General features: G+C 69.8%; 19 protein-coding genes. 7 read left to right on the top strand and 12 right to left on the bottom strand.

Features of this window, described 5'->3' with window-relative positions:
• Positions 1 to 1054: 1054 nt before the first annotated feature.
• The 6 genes from ABS78_RS23815 (at position 1055) to ABS78_RS23790 (ending at position 7660) form a co-directional block, all read left to right on the top strand.
• Positions 1055 to 2140: a replication initiation protein gene (locus tag ABS78_RS23815; RefSeq protein WP_293385706.1), complete on the top strand. Its 1086-nt coding sequence runs from the start codon at positions 1055 to 1057 to the stop codon at positions 2138 to 2140.
• A 619-nt stretch (positions 2141 to 2759) separates the two neighbouring features.
• Positions 2760 to 3962, top strand: a complete 1203-nt coding sequence (locus tag ABS78_RS23810) for an AAA family ATPase (RefSeq protein ID WP_293385704.1) — start codon at positions 2760 to 2762, stop codon at positions 3960 to 3962.
• 52 nt (positions 3963 to 4014) lie between these two features.
• Positions 4015 to 5040, top strand: a complete 1026-nt coding sequence (locus ABS78_RS23805) for a ParB/RepB/Spo0J family partition protein (protein ID WP_293385702.1) — start codon at positions 4015 to 4017, stop codon at positions 5038 to 5040.
• A gap of 79 nt (positions 5041 to 5119) precedes the next feature.
• Positions 5120 to 5914, top strand: coding sequence for a hypothetical protein (locus ABS78_RS23800; RefSeq protein ID WP_293385700.1), 795 nt, complete (start codon positions 5120 to 5122; stop codon positions 5912 to 5914).
• 133 nt (positions 5915 to 6047) lie between these two features.
• On the top strand, positions 6048 to 6380 hold the full coding sequence (locus tag ABS78_RS23795; RefSeq protein WP_293385698.1) for a hypothetical protein: 333 nt from the start codon (positions 6048 to 6050) through the stop codon (positions 6378 to 6380).
• Entirely contained in the window at positions 6377 to 7660 is a 1284-nt protein-coding gene (locus tag ABS78_RS23790) for a type II toxin-antitoxin system HipA family toxin (protein WP_293385696.1), read from the top strand. The genes ABS78_RS23795 and ABS78_RS23790 overlap by 4 nt, the downstream gene beginning before the upstream one ends.
• Positions 7661 to 7776: 116 nt before the next feature.
• Here the strand turns inward: ABS78_RS23790 and ABS78_RS23785 are convergent, their stop codons facing one another.
• Positions 7777 to 7995, bottom strand: coding sequence for a hypothetical protein (locus ABS78_RS23785; protein ID WP_293385694.1), 219 nt, complete (start codon positions 7993 to 7995; stop codon positions 7777 to 7779).
• Positions 7996 to 8479: 484 nt separating this feature from the next.
• Here ABS78_RS23785 and ABS78_RS23780 point away from each other — a divergent pair, with 484 nt between their 5' ends.
• Positions 8480 to 8632: a hypothetical protein gene (locus tag ABS78_RS23780; protein WP_293385692.1), complete on the top strand. Its 153-nt coding sequence runs from the start codon at positions 8480 to 8482 to the stop codon at positions 8630 to 8632.
• Between the two features lie 41 nt (positions 8633 to 8673).
• On the opposite strand, the gene ABS78_RS23775 is transcribed toward ABS78_RS23780, so the two are convergent.
• From ABS78_RS23775 to ABS78_RS23725, 11 genes are all read right to left on the bottom strand, one after another.
• A complete protein-coding gene (locus ABS78_RS23775; protein WP_293385690.1) occupies positions 8674 to 9606 on the bottom strand; it encodes a DUF2493 domain-containing protein in 933 nt (310 codons plus the stop codon).
• Positions 9607 to 9897: 291 nt separating this feature from the next.
• A complete protein-coding gene (locus ABS78_RS23770) occupies positions 9898 to 10671 on the bottom strand; it encodes a hypothetical protein (protein ID WP_293385688.1) in 774 nt (257 codons plus the stop codon).
• Positions 10672 to 10675: 4 nt separating this feature from the next.
• Complete coding sequence (locus ABS78_RS23765; RefSeq protein ID WP_293385686.1) at positions 10676 to 11164, bottom strand: hypothetical protein; 489 nt, start codon at positions 11162 to 11164, stop codon at positions 10676 to 10678.
• On the bottom strand, positions 11157 to 11612 hold the full coding sequence (locus tag ABS78_RS23760; RefSeq protein WP_293385684.1) for a hypothetical protein: 456 nt from the start codon (positions 11610 to 11612) through the stop codon (positions 11157 to 11159). Before ABS78_RS23760 ends, ABS78_RS23765 begins: the two co-directional genes overlap by 8 nt.
• Positions 11613 to 11671: 59 nt before the next feature.
• A complete protein-coding gene (locus tag ABS78_RS23755; RefSeq protein ID WP_293385682.1) occupies positions 11672 to 12646 on the bottom strand; it encodes a phosphoadenosine phosphosulfate reductase family protein in 975 nt (324 codons plus the stop codon).
• On the bottom strand, positions 12643 to 13623 hold the full coding sequence (locus ABS78_RS23750) for a hypothetical protein (protein WP_293385680.1): 981 nt from the start codon (positions 13621 to 13623) through the stop codon (positions 12643 to 12645). Before ABS78_RS23750 ends, ABS78_RS23755 begins: the two co-directional genes overlap by 4 nt.
• Positions 13624 to 13711: 88 nt before the next feature.
• Positions 13712 to 14575 carry a hypothetical protein gene (locus ABS78_RS23745; RefSeq protein WP_293385678.1) on the bottom strand — a complete coding sequence of 288 codons (864 nt, stop codon included), beginning with the start codon at positions 14573 to 14575 and terminating at the stop codon, positions 13712 to 13714.
• A gap of 139 nt (positions 14576 to 14714) precedes the next feature.
• A complete protein-coding gene (locus ABS78_RS23740; RefSeq protein ID WP_293385676.1) occupies positions 14715 to 14966 on the bottom strand; it encodes a hypothetical protein in 252 nt (83 codons plus the stop codon).
• Positions 14963 to 15172 carry a hypothetical protein gene (locus ABS78_RS23735; RefSeq protein WP_293385673.1) on the bottom strand — a complete coding sequence of 70 codons (210 nt, stop codon included), beginning with the start codon at positions 15170 to 15172 and terminating at the stop codon, positions 14963 to 14965. Before ABS78_RS23735 ends, ABS78_RS23740 begins: the two co-directional genes overlap by 4 nt.
• A complete protein-coding gene (locus tag ABS78_RS23730) occupies positions 15169 to 15663 on the bottom strand; it encodes a hypothetical protein (RefSeq protein WP_293385670.1) in 495 nt (164 codons plus the stop codon). The genes ABS78_RS23735 and ABS78_RS23730 overlap by 4 nt, the downstream gene beginning before the upstream one ends.
• Before the next feature lie 11 nt (positions 15664 to 15674).
• On the bottom strand, positions 15675 to 16148 hold a 474-nt coding region (locus ABS78_RS23725; RefSeq protein WP_293385667.1), incomplete at its 5' end, for a GcrA family cell cycle regulator.

The following is a 16148-nucleotide window of genomic DNA, read 5'->3' as shown; positions in this document are numbered from 1 at the left end:
GTGAAGCCGATCAGTTGGACCTTGTTCAGCATCGTCTTTCTCCATCTGCCGTCGGGAAAAGCCCCGGCGGCTCGCGGTCCCTGCCGCGATCACGCGACCGGCAAGGGCGGGCTGGAGGGGACGGACAAAGTCCGGCGCGGCGGGAAACCGGCCTGCAGCGCAGCGAAGGCCGGAGGCTCACGCCGCGCCGCCTCGCCGGCGAGGTCGACTTTGGCCGGACCCGGACCGCCCTAGGTTGACGTGATTGATCGCGCGGACCGACGACCCCGCCCGGGCCCGCCCCACAGGCTGGAGACGGCGCTGACCGGCCACTGCCGGCTCACCCGACGCCAAGCCCAACCGCGCCTCAGGCGGCCTCAGACGCCGCCCGCGACGCCGGACAGTCCACCACGGCGCCTAGCGGACCATCACCCGCACCACAAAGACCGATGGACCTGGCCCCGCGCTACACGGCGACGACAAGGCCAGCCAGGGCCCTGAGATTCTTGAGCGAGACCCGGCGGGCGGTGAGCGGGCGGTTTGGTAAGGCCGATTCGAAGACAGGATGAGTTGGCGTACCGCTCGGCGCTGACGTCCCTCGCAACTGTCGGGCTTCCGCGAGCGGATGAGGCTTAGAGCCGCCGCCACAGCTATCGCGCTCCTGGGCGCGGTTCTGAACATCCGGGCGCCGACGGCATCGTAGGTCTTTTCATCTCGACTTTTGAAAAACGCCCGATGCGGCCAGCAGCGGGATTTCTAGATTCTAGGGATTCTAATTCAGGGCGACATAAGTACAGAAGAAACAATTAGTTAGGCGATTGTTCCTGACCGCTCGGGGGCGTCTTCCTGACCCGACGGGGGATCGATCCTGACCGGACGGGGGCTCTGACCTGACCCGGCGGGGTCATCCTGACCGCTTGGGGGCGCCACCCCCCGGACCTGTTGTATCCTGACTTGCGAATTGATTCGAGGTCAGGAATGCTGGCCTCTGTTGGAAGCACGGAGTCGCCGGCTGGTCGATACGGCGCACATTGCGGAGCTTGAGGACGGCGCCGACGAAACGCCGGGCCGCGCCATGCGCGTGGCGCACGCCCTGCAGTCGCGCGATGGCGACGAGTTCGCCAAGCCCGGCAACCTGGTCGAGGTCCGCTTCGTCAAGGGCCAATCGCTCAGCCTGACGGCGGCGCGCCTGTTGGCGCTGATGATCCTGACCGCGGGCGGGGACGCCTGGGAGCCTGTGGCGCACCGGATGCGCAAGGCCGACATCCGGCGCGGTCACAAGGGCAATGAGCGAATCTCCGACATGCTCGAAGAGCTGCACCGCACCCTCTTCGCCGTCGACGACTTGTCCTGGCGAGGCCGCAAGGCCACCAAGCGCTTTTCCCTGATCCAGTCGTCGCGTGAGGAAGTCGACGAAGAGGGCTCGGAGGCCGGCTGGATCGAGTGGGAGTTCACGCCTGACGCCCGGCGGCTAATCCGCGAGTCCGAGACCTATGCGGTGCTGAACCGCCAGGCCGTACTCGGCTTCCGCTCCAGCTACGCGCTGCGGCTCTATGAGATGGGGGCGCTCCGGCTGTATCGGCGCCAATCCGTCTGGCGCGGCGACATGACCGCCATCCGCGCGGCGTTCGGAATTGCACCGGAGCTCTACAAGGACTTTGCCCAACTCCGCCGCAAGGTGCTCGAGAAAGCCAAGGCCGAGATCGACCATCTCGCCCACTTCACCGTGGATTGGCGCGAAATCCGTCGCGGCCGCACGATTGTCGAGATCGAGTTCACCTTCCACCCCAAGAGCGTGCCAGCCCAGCTGGTGGCGGTCGACGATGACAACAATCATGGTTCTCTGTCCGGCACGGTCCAGGGGGACGTGGTCAAGCCACGGGCGCGGCCCCCTGCCCTCCCCGCTCCGGTCCCGGGGTCGACCAGCCGCCCCAAGACGAACGACTCGGCCGTGCGGTTTCCATCCGGGACCTTGCAATACGGATCCGAGCCCTTCGGCGAGATCGCGCGCATTCATGGCGGCGGCTGGGCGCGCGACCTGATCGCCGACGCCTATCGCGAGCAGATGGGCGCGCGCCTGTCGAACCTCTCCGGCCCGAAGCTGGTGAAGTCGTGGACCGGGTTCTGCCAGGCGTTTGCCGCCCGGCGTGGCCGCCCCTGAAGGGCGAAATTGCACCGGTGCAATTTCGCTGCGGCGGGGCCGTCAGATCCTGTCCCAGCGACAGTTCCAGGCGACCTCGATCCTCGACCTCACCGCTTCCAATGCCCGCGCCCGTCGCGCCGACGTCCAGCGGAAACCTGGAAATTGCACCGGTGCAATTTGGGGCTCGTAGGGTAGGTATCGGGCTGGGCGGACCCGACGATTGCGGACGGACAGGGGAGAGGACGTGGCCGGCGAGTGCTCCGGGGGACCCATCCTTCCCTTCGCCCCCAGCCGGTCAGGATAGCTCGAACCTCGCCGAGCGACCTGCGTCGAGGGGCGGCCTGTGTGGCCTTCCTCGTGCATGGACGCACCCGGGGGACAGAACGGTCGCGCGGCGATGGTCAGTCGGGCGAATTGCACCGGTGCAATTTCGGGTCGCCGGCGCCCCCGCCCGGGCAGGAATCCCCCCAATCGGACAGGATAGGTCTGGCCGAAAATCTGGAATCGGGATTTAGCTGGCTCCCATAGCGTTAACACGCCCTTAATAATGCGCTTATAGCGTCCAGGCGGTCCTACTTTCGCTTTTTGGGCGGTTGGGGCCGGTTTTTCGAAACTTGCCCGGAGGCTGTGAGGTCCCATGTCGAACATCGCCGAAGCCGCCGCCCCCTCGCTCGCCGGTCCGGTCTCGCAGTTGGCGCGCCGGGCCTCCGCCGTGGTCGAGAACCTCCGGGACAGCGCGCGCGCGGCGCGGTCTGGCGAGCGCCGCGAGCCGCTCTTCTCGATCAGCGAGGCGGCCGAACTGGTCGGCCGCACGCCGGCGGCGATCCGCGATGCGGAAAAGGATGGCCGCCTGCCCGAGCCGCCGCGCACCGAGACCAACCGCCGGGTCGGCTACACCCTGGCTCAGGTCAACGACATGCGCGGGGTGTTCGGCACGCGGCCTTGGCGTAAGCCCGAAGACCCCTGCGCGGTCATCGCCGTTCAGAACTTCAAGGGCGGGGTCGGCAAGTCCACTCTGTCGGTCCACCTGGCCCAATACATGGCCATCCAAGGCTACCGGGTCGCGCTAATCGACTGCGACAGTCAGGCCTCCAGCACGACCCTGTTCGGCTACGTGCCGGACCTCGACCTGACCGAAGACCAGACGCTCTATCCGTTCCTGCGCGAAGACGACATGCGCTCGCTCGACTACGCGCTGCTCGACACGCATTTCGATGGGCTAAAGCTGATCCCGGCCAACCTGCACCTGTTCCAATCCGAATATGAACTGGCCGCGCGGATGGCGCGCGGGGGCGGCCGGTTGCTCGACCGACTGGCCCAGGGCATCGCCTCGATCGCCGATCGGTTCGACGTGATCATCCTCGACCCGCCGCCGGCGCTGGGCGCGATCTCGCTGTCCGTGCTGCGGGCGGCGAATGCCCTGGTGATCCCGGTGCCGCCGACGGTGATGGACTTCTCCTCGACCGCCGCCTTCCTCACCATGCTCGACGAGACGCTCAACACCCTGGCGTCGCGCGACATGGCGCCCGACCTCAGTTTCGTGCGGATCGTCGCCTCCAAGGTCGACGAGAACAAGTCGATGCAGAAGGAGCTGCTCGCGCTGATGCGCCAGGTCTTCGGCCTGGCCATGATCCGGACGCCGATGAAGGACTCGGCCGAGATCGACAACGTCACGGCGCGCCTGATGACCGTCTACGAAATGAACAGCCCGATGACGAGCAAGTCGGTGCGCGACCGGTGCCTGACCTATCTCAACGGGGTCAACGAGGAGATCCTCCTGGACGTGCGACAGACGTGGCCCAGCCACGTCGAGCGGCTGCGCAAGGAGGGCCACGCATGATCCGTGGAATGGGAAATTGCACCGGTGCAATTCGGGCCGAAAGGGCGCGCTCATGAGCTCCAAGAACCGTTCCTTCGCCGCCGGATTGATGGGCTCGCTCGACGAGGCCGCGCCCCAACCGGAGGCGCCGACCCGCATGCCGATCGGCGTCCTCGCCAGCCGCGAGAACCGCATGGCCGAGCTGGCTTCCGGCGCGGTCGTGGGGCGTGCGATCGAGCAGGTCGATCCGGCTCGCTGCCGGCTCTGGAGCGAGCACAATCGCGACTACGCCGCGCTGGACGAGACACGCTGCGCGGATCTGATCGAAAGCTTCAAGGCTCAGGGCCGTCAGGAGGTCCCGGCGATCGTCCGCCGGGTGCGCGGCGCGGCCGACATCGACTTTGAAGTGATCTGTGGCGCGCGCCGGCATTGGACGGTGACTTGGCTGCGCGCACACAACTACACCGATTTCCGCTTTCTGGTGGAGGTCCGCGACCTCACCGACGAGGAGGCGTTCCGGATCTCCGATTTGGAGAACCGGGCTCGCGAAGACCTGAGCGACATCGAGCGGGCGCGGGACTACCTGAAGGCCCTCGGGCGTCACTACGGCGGGCGACAGAAGGACATGGCCGAGCGGCTGAAGGTGTCGGAAGCCTGGCTTAGCCGTTATCTCGACCTGGCCCGGTTGCCCGGCGACGTCGTGGCGGCGTTCGAAGATCCGCACGAGTTGAAGATCAAGCACGTCACCCAACTGAAGCCGCTGCTGAAGCCGGACGACCGCGAGCGGCGGGTGCTGGCTGAGGCAACCGCCATCGCCAAGACGAAAGGGGAGGGGGCTCCCCTCAAGCCGCAGGACGTCATTCGGCGCCTCGTGGCGGCGGCCAACGCCCCCAAGAAGTCAGGATCGGCCCAGAGGTCGGGCAAGGCGTCGGCCGAGGTCATCTCGTCGCCGACCGGACAGCCGCTGCTTCGCGTCGAGCCCAGGGGCAAGAAGGAGGTCCAGGTCACCCTTCTGCTGCAGGCGGGCGGAAGCCGGGCGGACGCCGAACGCGCCTTGACTGAGCTTCTTGGGCGGTTCTGGCTGCAACCGTCCGGCTGAGCCCGCTTAGTTCCCCGTGGCGGAAGAAAGTTACAGGTTATATATATCTTTCTTCACGTTTGGCGAACTAGAAGCCTCCATGCCACGGCAGCGCTCAGCTCCGTTCTTTAGCGCCGCTCCGGTCTTTGACCGCGCCGACTATGCGCGCGCGATCGGCCGGGCGCCGAGCGACAAGGTGGTGAGCAGTATGCTGGCCCAACACCTGAAGGCCGGCAACATCCGCCGCATCGCGCGCGGCGTGTTCGCCTCCGTGCCCAAGCACGCCAACGCCGAGACCTGGTCGGTCGATCGCTTCCTCGCGGCCTCCCGGCTGCGCCCGGGCGGCGTCATCGCCTACCACGCCGCGCTCGAACTCCAGGGCTATGCCTATTCGGAGAGCTTCGACCTGCAGGTCGTGGCGCCGGGCCAGCCCGCGGTGCTGGCCGCAGAAGGGTTCGCCTGCCGGTTCATCAAGGCGCCCGCGCCGTTTGGCGACGCCGACCTGACCACGGTCGATCGCCTCGGCCAGTCGGTGCCGGTGACGACTCTCGAATGCACTGTCGCGGACCTGTTCGACCGGCCTGATCTCGCCGGCGGAACCGACGAACTGATCAGCTCGCTCGACCTGATCGGCCGGCTCGACCCCGATCGGCTCATCAACCGCCTCGCGGCCTTGCGCAACGCCACGGCGGCCGGCGCTGCGGGCTGGTGGCTGGAGAGCCGCCGCGATCAGCTCGGTGTGTCTGCTGACGCCTTGGGGCGCCTGCAGGCCCTGGCGCCCAAACAGAACCGCTATGCCTTGGGCGCCGGCGCGGGCGCCGGCCGTCTGGCGCCAGGGTGGCGAGTAATCCTGCCCGCAGCGGTCCTCAACCCCGGCTTTGAAGGCTTGGCGTGACGCGCCATCCGCCCAAACCCTGCAGCGCCTGGCCACTCGCCAAACAGCGCGGTGCGCGGGATAGACGCTTTGGCCTTTAAGGTCGTATATATGCGCCAGTGTTGATCTTTCTGGCCATTCTATGAGACCTATGATGCAGTCGTCAGCCTTGGAATCCCTCCCGCCGCCCGTGCGGCGGTCGCTCACCAAGCTCGGGAGCGACATCGCCACCGCGCGGCGCAAGCGCAACCTGACGGCGGTGATGATGGCGGAGCGCGTCGGCGCGGCCAAGACCACCTACCTGAAGGTGGAGAAGGGCGATCCGTCGGTTTCGATGGGGATCTACGCCATGGCGCTATACGTCCTGGGCTTCGGCGAGGCGGTCGGAGACATCGTCGATCCTCGTCGCGACGACGTCGGCCTGCTGCTCGACGTCGACCGCTTGCCCAAGCGCGTGCGCCCGAAGAAGGCGCCGAAGCCCCTATGAAGCGGACCATCGCCGTCGCCCTGGGCGACAACGGACGTAGTCTCGGAACGCTACGCTACGACGCCCAGGGGGCGCGGGAGAACGCCGCCTTCGAATACGACGCCGAGTGGTTGGCCGCCGAGGACCGCTTTGCGATCGAGCCCGGCCTGCTGCTGGTCGCAGGCCCGCAATTTCACCGCAAGGGTCGCCATGGATCGGTCTTCCACGGCGCCATAGCCGACACCGAACCGGATGGCTGGGCGCGGCGCGTGATCTTGCGCGACCACGCCAAGCGGCGACAGGAGGCGCGTCGGGCAGGGGAGGGCGGCGACGCGGCCGCGCTGAACGGGCTCGACTTCCTGCTCGCGGTCGATGATGTCAGCCGGGTGGGGGCGCTGCGCTTTCGCGACGAAGACGGCGTCTTCCAGCGCGCCAGTGAGGACGGCCGACGCACCGCGCCGCCGCTGATCGAACTCAGCCAGCTGTTGACCGCCTCACGCGCGGTGGAGACCAACAGCGAGACGGCCGACGACCTCCGCTTCCTCAGGGGCCGAGGCACGTCGCTGGGCGGTCTGCGCCCCAAATGCACCATCGTCGACGGCGAAGGGCGGCTGTCGATCGGCAAGTTCCCGAGCGTGGCCGACGACCGAGCCGTCACCAAGGGTGAGATCCTGGCGCTGCGGCTGGCCGCCGCCGCGGGCATCGACGCCGCGCATGGCAGCCTGGTCGAGAGCGACGGCGCCTGGGTCGCGCTGATCCGCCGCTTCGACCGCCCCGACGGCGGCGGACGGCTGATGTATGTCTCCGCCGCGACCATGCTGGGCGTCGAGGCCGAGGCCGGCGAGCACGCCTACACCGAGATCGTCGATGCGCTGCGGGCCAACGGCGCGTCGCCGCAAGCCGACACCGAAGAGCTTTGGCGACGGATCGCCTTCTCGATCCTGATCACCAACGTCGATGACCACCTGCGCAACCATGGCCTCCTGCACGTCGACCGGGGCCAATGGCGGCTCGCCCCGGCGTTCGACGTCAATCCGTTTCCCGAGCGGGCCCGGGAGCTCAAGACCTGGGTTTCCGAGGAGGCCGGCCCCGAGGCGACGATCGAAGCCCTGATGTCCGTCCTGCCGTATTTCCGGATTTCGCCGGCCAGGGCGCGCGAGATCCTCGGAGAGGTCGAGCGCGCCGTGTCGCGATGGCGCGCCGTGGGCCGAGGCCTTGGCATGAACACGGCCGAGCTGGAACAATTCGCCGAGGCGTTCGAGCACGACCAGCGTGCGGCGGCGCGCAGCGCGAGCCGATGACGACCAGCGGCGTCGGGGCAAATTCATCGGCGCCGCGACCCCAAGCCCTAGACGATCGTTCGAGATCTGTTCCGCATGCCAATCGGGGCGGCGCCCAACGGCGCCGCGCCCCTGGCTTAGTGCCGCGTGGTCTGCCCTCTGTGCAACAGGGCATGGAAGTGGGCGATGGCGGCCGCCTCCAGCTCGAAAGCGGTGGCGGTGCGTTCTTCGTGGCGGTCGAGTTCCTCTGCGATCGCCAGGACGTCCCAGCACTCGGCGACCACATACCAGCTGCCAGTGTCGTAGAAGTCGTGGGCATGTTGGAAAACCGCTTGCGCCATCGCCATCGTCGTCATTGTCGTCTCCCGCTTTGCTGCCGGATCGGCGGGCTCGTTCCCGCGATCTCGCGCCCGGCAAGGGCGGGGAAAGGGCAGGGGCCAAGGTCGGCGCCGATGGAAACCGGCCTGCAGCGCAGCGAAGGCCGTGAGGGTCCGTCGGCGACGCCTCGCCACCGGCGAGGTCGCCTTGGCTCATGACCGCCCCCGCCCTAGGGTCGCGAACTGGATCGCGGACGAGCTCCGCTCCGGCAGCTCCCATCTGGGAGACGCTTCGACGCATGCGACCGCTCGCGGTCACCACATCCTTCGACGTCCACACGCAATGCCGGAAGGAACGGGCATCCGCTCGGACGTCCGCCGAGATCCAGGCCGCCGGCTCACCGACGTGCGCTGGAACAGAACCGCCATCTCAGGCTCTGAAGGCCAAGCTGGAGAGCCCCATGACCCTGATGAGCACCGCAGCTTCAGCCGCATGGCGACGAGGGCGGGGATCTGTCTGGCGTTGATCGCCGTCACGGCCGTCCTGACGACGGCGGGGCTGACCGCCGCCGACGCCCATGAGGCCTCCAACGTCGAACCCAAGCCGGCCGCGCTCTCCGCGCCGGCCGACTCTGCAGGCTTGGCCTTCGTCATCGCCGCGCCCGCGAAAAGCTGACGCAGAAAGGCGTGGCGACCGAAGCCGCCACGCCACGCGGATCAGCCCCGCGTCTTGACCGGCTGGTGACGGATGCCGCGTTCCGCCGCCTTCTGACCGAGGTTGAGCGCCGGACCGAACGGCTGCAGCGCCGTTCCACGCTCTGGGTTCAGGGTGTTGACGAGGGTCAGCACGCACACCGGCTCCAGCGCGATCAGTTCGTCATTGGCCCGGAAAGGGGCCGCCCGTCCGTTCTTGTCGAAATCGGCCTTGGCCAGGACGAGCGTCACCGACTTCTGCTTGGCCCACTTGATGGCGATCTTCTCACCGCCCTTGGCGCCTGTGGTGGCCAACGCCATGTCCGGCCATTGCGACAGCGCCCAGTTCAGGGCGTCGAATATGCGGTTGGCGTCATCGGCCGTGTCCGCCTGCGGCGCTGCCCTGAAGGCGACGATGGTGGCGCCCGGGCTGACGGCGGCGTGCTTGCGGGCCTTGCTGGCGCGGATCGCATCGCGCGCCTCGATCTGGGCCGCAGTCGTCCGGGATGCGCGCACCGTGCCCTTCCAGGGGCTCCAGACTTCGCCTGTGGCCGTGGTGTAGCTCGCCGCGGCGGCGTCTCGGACGATCTCCATCGCCAAGCTGGCGACATCGGCGGCGCGGGCTCTGCGGGTGGCGTCCTGTATCTCGACGTCGAGGATCTCCGAACCGTCGAAGTCGCGGATCAAGTCGTTCAGCGTGTCCCGGGCCTTGTCCGCATCGCGCTCGATGCGCTGGGCGGCTGAATGGAAGGCGCCGATCAGGGTCTCGGTGATGATCGCCTGGACGTCCTCGAGGGCGGTGTCGCAGATCACATCGAGCACCTCATTCATCAGCCCCTGGCCGAGTTGGTGGAGGGCGTCCTCGGGCGGGTAGGGCCGCGGGTCCTCGAGAACGAGCGCCTGGGCTTCGAAGGGCGTCAGATGGTCGGAAGTGGGGGGAAGGGCGTGAAGCTGCATGGGGTGAAGTCCCTGTCTGGAGTGGGTGTCGGAGCCCGTCGGCTCGTGACCGCCCCGCGCCGACGGCCCGGCGGCCCCCACAAGGGCTTTGAGCGCAGCGTCCCTTGTGGGGCGCGCCGGACGGTGGCGAGGTCACAGGAGCCAAAGGGATCTGATGTCCGCCCGAAGGGCTGCGCCGCGCATGCTTGCGGCCGGACCCGTCCGGCCTGGTCGGCCCTGCCACCACCTAGACGCTCTCGCGGCCTCCCGACGCGACCGCGCCGGTTCGCCAGCTCGCGATCCAACGCGCGGTCAGAACAGGGAGGGCTGTGCTCCGCCGGCCATGGGCCGGCTGCGGCCGGCGATCCGCTCGGCGAACAGATAGGCCTCCATCCAGTCGTTCTGGTCGCGCCCGCTCCGGCGGGCGGCGTAGGACCAGGCCATGGAATCCGCGGAATAGAGCATGGAGCGGACGGCCGGGCTTTGCAGGGCGGTGAGCTTCACCCCAAAGCCGTGCAACCGCAGATCCGGCCGGGTCCGCAGGATCGTCTCCAGGATGACGCCTATGGCCCGGGGATTGCCTTGCCGCTTGCAGACGGAGCCGACCCCGACCCAGGCGCCCTTGTCCAGACGGTCGCCATAGGCGTCGAGGTGGCGGCGATAGTCGTCCGCGCGCCAGCCCTGCAGGACCGCCATCAGCGGGATGCGTCCCGTCCCCGCCGCGGCGATGGCGTCGAAGCGGTCGAGGGTCAGCTGCTGATGCTCGCGCACCGACAGACCGGTCGCTGCGATCACATCGGGCTCACACATCCAGTCCTGGGAGACGGCGACTTCCAGGCCCGAGCCGTGCCAATCGCCAAACTGGCGCACCAGGGCGGCATAGTCCTGCGGCGACTGGTCGAACCGGCCTCGCAGGGCGATCTGGGTGAAGGCTCCGGAATCGAGCATCCAGCCTTCACTCTGGCCGACGAAGGCGACGTTTCCCGCCCGACCGGCCAGGACATTGGCGGAAATGCAGACGGGATGACCGCGCAGGCTGAGCGGCCATCCCATGCGCGGGCGATGCACGCCGACGAAGAAACGCATCGCCTTAGTCCGACGCCGACGCGGCTTCGGCGATCACCAGCGGTCCGGGCCGGAAGCAGTCGAACCGCTCGAGATAGGCCCGCAGCTCCCTGATGCTGGCGAATCCCAGCCTCGCCAGATCGTCGCGGCAGACGCAGGCGTCGCCGCCGTCGCGATCGAGGCTGCAGGTCTCCTCGGTTCCGTCGGCATGGTGAAGCCGCGTGGCCGGACCCCACTCGCCGCCATAGCCGTCATAGGTCAGCCGATAGGCCAGGCCGTGTTCGACGCAGAAGGCCTGGAGGGTTTCGAACTCGCCGGCGTTCACCTCGGTCCCGTAGAGATCGACGCCGTCGATCCCGGCCCGCAGATAGGCGACGAGCTCGTCACGGGTCTCGAAGCTGTCGCCCCAGTCTGGTCCGAGCCGTTCGTCCTCGATCGCCTGGCACAGGGCGTCGACCAGCTCGGCGGGCGCCTGGCCGCCAATGACGATACTGGCGCTGACGCGATTACCCACGGGCGGCCTCCAGTGCATCCCCGAGGAGCGCCATGACGTCGAAGACCTCGTAGGCATCGTGGGTGATCAGCGCATAGCCGCCGCCGAATCCGCCGGGGCGGCTGCGCGAGCAGTCGTTGGCCCAGGTGAAGCCGGTCGGCAGCGCCGAAGGCGCGAGACGCCGGATGAACTCGGCGATGGCGATGACCTGCGGATCGCCGTCGCCATGGATCCACACGCCGCCGGGGCGGCGGTCGATGCAGGCGCCGACGTCAAACGTCTCCGCACCGTCATAGAAGGCGGCGATCCCGGACAGCGGGTCGCCGGGATCGGTCGCGGGAAAGTGCGATGCGAGATCGGCGGGCATGGCCGCCTCACCGCCGGCCACGGCGAAGGCGGCGATCAAGCGGTCCGCCTCCGCCTCTGTGCAGTCGAGCTCGAAACTGAGCTTGGTGTAGTAGTCGGCCATGGGAGCCTCCGGGTTCGGTTGCGCCCCGATCGGCCCTTCCTCCGGCCTTTCCCCGCGGCTCAGACCGGACCCGCGGCCTCGCCGAACGCCCCCGGCGGCAGGCTCCAGGGCCGGCTGATCGCCGGCAGGCGCCAGTCCGCCGCCTCGGCCTGGGCGACCAGATCGGGTCGCGCCAGAGCGGCAGGGTAGGGCCTACCCCGGTCGGCCAGGGCGGCCACGCTGGCGCGCCGCTGGATGGTGGAGCCCGAGGCCTTCTCGCGCGCGGCGATGCGGTCGAACTGCGCGGGGAAGACCGCGCGGATCGTCGCCCACTGGTTGGGCGAGCCGAAGATGCAGGCGCGGCAACTGAGCCGGCCCCAGCCCAACTGGTAGGCGGGATGCGGCGCCACCGCGAAGCGTTCGACGATCCGCCAGACCTCGGCTTGCGGCCAGCCGTGGATCGGTCGCCAATGATCCACGCGCCGCGGCGGCGAGCGCCCGCCGCCGGTGGCGGTGCGATGCGCCTCGAAGGTCGCGTAGCGGGCCCGCCCGGGGCTTTCCTCGGCCCGCTCGCCGGTCACCACCAGGGTGCGGCCCTCCAGGAACCGCGCCTGGCCGCGGATCGCGGCGGCGAGGATCTCGATCTTCAGCACACTCGAGCACCACCTCACCCGCAGGTCGGCGCTGACCTGGGGAAAGCGCCCGCGCCAGCCGGGCGGCCCCGCGCCGCCGGCATGGCCGAGGCCGCCGTCCGGCAACTCGAAGAGGACCCGGCCGGTCGGATCCCCCTGCCGATCCATCTCGCCGAGGAAGCCGCCGACCCGCCAGGACCGATAGAGCGGCACGCCGAAATAGGCGGCGAGGGCGCGGCAGTAGGCGAGGGTGCAGGGCCAGTCGATGAAGGGCTGGTCGCCATCGACATCATGGTGATGCAGCTCGATGCGCGAGGCCGGGACGCCCGCCTCCAGCAGGTGCAGGAGGCAGGCCAGCGAGTCCTTGCCGCCGCTGAAGGCGACCAGGATGCGGTCGTAGCCGCCGAGGTCCGGCGCGATCACGACCGCCGCTCCAGGCCGGCGTAGAGGCTTGGCGCAGAGTCCATGTCGCCAGGATCGCCGGCGAAGGCGTCGAACACCGTCATCCAGCGGGCCATCTCCGGGCGCGCGCCCTCGCTTTGCGCAACCGCGGCCTGCCAGCGCAGCAGGCTGCGCGGGGCCAGGGCGGCGATCGCCTCGATCTCCGCCGGATCGAGCAGGCCCTCCTGCCGGATGAACGCGGTCATCGACCCGGGACGCGGGGTCGCGCCGCGCGCGCCCTTGACCGTCTGGCGCCAGAGCCCTTCCACGTTTCGCAGGCGCGGCTTGGCCCGGGCCTCGATCAGGACGATCTGACGCAGTTGCGCGCGGGGTAGGCCGCGGATCTCCGCCGGCCGCGCCGCCGTGCAGTAGAAGCAGGCGCTCTTCGGCGGGACCGGCAGGCCCGCCGCGGCGATGCGCCGTTCGCAGTCGTCGCGGCGCCAGCCCCATTCCCGCAACGGGTAGCGGTGCTCATAGAGCGGGTCGTCAAGGCTCTGGACGGCGCGGTAGCGCCGGTCGTCGGCCGGGCTGGCGTCGTAGCCGATCAGTTTGACGACACGCCGGCCCGCCGCCCAGGCGGCGATGGCCGGCGGCCAGGTGCGGGCCCAGGCGTGCTGCGGGGCGGCCTTCCACTTCTGCGAACAGGTGCCCCGGCCGAAGGCGATGCCGGGCAGGGTGCCGTTGGTCAGCAGGTTCTCGGTCAGGGTCCGGTAGGCCGGCCAGTTCTTGAAGTTCTTCGGCGCATAGCGGACGATCGCCGACGGCACGCCGCGTTCGGCGAGCCAGCCGCGGAACACCGGCACGAAGGCCAGGGTCTCGCGCTTCTCGGCGCCCACGTCTGCGAACAGCACCTGGTCGACGGGTTCGCCACGCTCCACCAGTTCGACCAGCATGGCGGTCGAGTCGACGCCTGCGCCCCAGGCGGCGAGCACGGGCGGGCGGTCGGAAAGCGGAACCATGGGCCATCTCCGGATTGCGCCGGCGAAGGCCCCTGCCTGCGCCCGGCTCGCCCGGCGCCGCCCTCCCTTCAACCTCCAGCCGCTCGGGTCACGGCCGCGGGGCGTCGGTCCGGATCGGGTAGGGCAGGGCGGTCCCCATCCGCGTCCGCACGGCGCGGCGGGTGCTCGTCGATCCGCAGGGGAAGGCGTAGACGTGGTTGCCGCGATGGCGCAGGCGACGGAACGGGCCCTCGCGCAACGCCCGCTCGATGTAGGCCCCGCCGGATTCTCCGGGCGTCAGCGGCGGTGCGCCATGGCGGCGCAAGGTCTCGTAGGCGTAGCGAGCGCCGGTGTCGCCGTGCTTGAGCTTCATCAGCGCCCGCGAGCTGATCACCGTGGCGTCGTCGGCCAGCCACAGGGTGCGGGCGGTCGCGCGGCCGAGATAGAGGGCCGAGGCGGCGGCATAGATGCCGCCGTAATGGCCCGCAAAGGTCACCTGGCCGGCCCGGTCAACGCGCGGAACCGGATCGGAATAGGCCAAGCAGACCGAATAGAGCGGGCGGCCGTCATCGCCGGTCTTGTCCTGGCCAAGGCCCGCCAGGGCCCGGCGCAGGAACCAGGTCTCGGCGTTGCCCGGGACGTGGTCGAGCAGCAGGAACCGGCCGAGGTCGCAGGAGCGCGCGCCGGCCGCGCCATAGGCGTCGGCGGCGCGGGGCTGCACCGGCACGCTGAATACCGCCACCCCGACCAGCTCGGCGGCGCGATTGCGGCGCGCCTCCATCAGGCCGTAGGCGGCGATCGCCACGGGGTAGGAGCCGGAATAGTGGTGTCGGACGATGAAGCCGCGGGCCTCGGCGGCGCCGCTCAGCCGGACCACGCCGTACCGCCTCGGGTCCAGCGGTTCGCGTTGCGGGCGGTAGGATTGGCGCCGATCGCGCCAGCGCAGGGCGACGAAGGGAAGATCGAGCTGCATGGAAGTCTCCTTGAGGGACCGATCCCCCACTCCGCGCCGCCCTGCCTTTCTCCTCCCGACCGGGCGCGGCCGTCGGCCCGCGCGCAAAGACCCGCCGGTTTCCGCCGGCGGGTCGCATGGCGCTGCGCGGGACCGAGGTCTACGAGCGCAGGGCGCGGCGGATGTGGGTGGCGTAGGCGCCCACCGCCTTCCAGTAGGCCGCCATCACGCCCTTGTTCTGGGCCCAGCTGATCTGCGCCCGGCGCCGCGCGTCGGCGGCGAGGTCGCCCAGGACCGCCGCCAGCGCCGCCGACGCCGCCGGATCGAGCTGGCGCAACGCGGCCATGGCCGGCAGGGCGAGCACCGGATTACGCACCTCCCGGCGCCGGCTGCGCATCTCTGCGGGGATCATATCCCGCCCCCGTCGATGACGGCCTCGCCGCGCCACAGATTCAGCAACGGCGGGGCCCAGGCGCTGACGACATGGCCGTCGCGCCGATCGCGCTCCAGCCAGACCCCGGCGGGTCCGAAGGCCAGCGCCGCGACGCGGCCGTGGCTGCAGCGGAGAAGGGCGACATTCTCCGCGAGGGTGATCCGATCGGAGGGGCTCGGGGTCATGTTCCATCCCCCGGCGCCGGCGGCTGCTCAAAGCTCCAGACCATCACCTGTTCCGCCCAGGCCTCGGGCGGCGTCGCGTGGCGGGCGGCGGCCAGATCCATGGCGACGGCGTCGCCCTCGCCGAGCAGCCGCAGGTTGGCCGCCAGCCGGTCCAACTCGTCGGGGTGCTCCCCGGCCTCGCCGAGCGAGACCACGAGCTGGGCCAGCATCGAGGTGGTCTCCATCAAGGCGCCGCGAACGGCAGCTCCGGGCCCCAGCGGCGCTTCGGGATCGAGGCCGACATCGGCGAACAGCAGGTCCTGGTCGTCCTCCTGCAGGGCCACGATCCGCAGGCCGTAGGCGCCGTCGGGCTGCGCGTCGCTGAGGAGGCTCGCGTCCGCCTCGAGCCGGGCGGTGGCGGCCGCCAGGGCCGCGGCGGGATCTTCGGCCTGCACGGTGAACGTCCCATAGGTCGGGACATCCTGGGCGGCCACGACATCGAAGGTTCTCATGGTCGCCCCCCTCACGCCGCCAGGCCGGCGAGCACGCGCCGGATGACGGGATCCTTGGCCAACAGCGCGCGCTTGCCCGGCCGGAACGCCGCCACTCCGTGGCCGGCGCAGTAAGGGCCGGCGCCGTCCATAGGCCGCCCGCAGAAGCTGAAGTCGGCCGCCTTCGGATCGCCGATCGGCCATTTGCAGACGTGGCCGCAGAGATCGGACATCGAGGCGATCAGCCCTGGCCCCTCCGGGGCGGGGGCGGCGACCGGCGCGGCGATCATCGGTGCGCGGGGCGCGGCCCTGGGCGCGGCGGGGCGCCGAGGACGCGGCGAAGACGCCGGACGAGGGCGGGCGATGCGGCCGCCGGCGGCGCGGCCGGCCAGGCCCAGCCGATGGATCTTGCCGATCACGGCGTTGCGGGTGACGCCGCCGAGCTGCTTGGCGACCTGGGAGGCGCTGAGCCCATCGGCCCACAGGGCCTTCAGGCGCTCGACGCG

This window comes from Phenylobacterium sp. SCN 70-31, assembly GCF_001724605.1.
Lineage (GTDB): Bacteria > Pseudomonadota > Alphaproteobacteria > Caulobacterales > Caulobacteraceae > Phenylobacterium.
The sequence above is the reverse complement of the archived record's forward strand: the minus strand, read 5'-3'. Positions and strand labels throughout refer to the sequence as shown.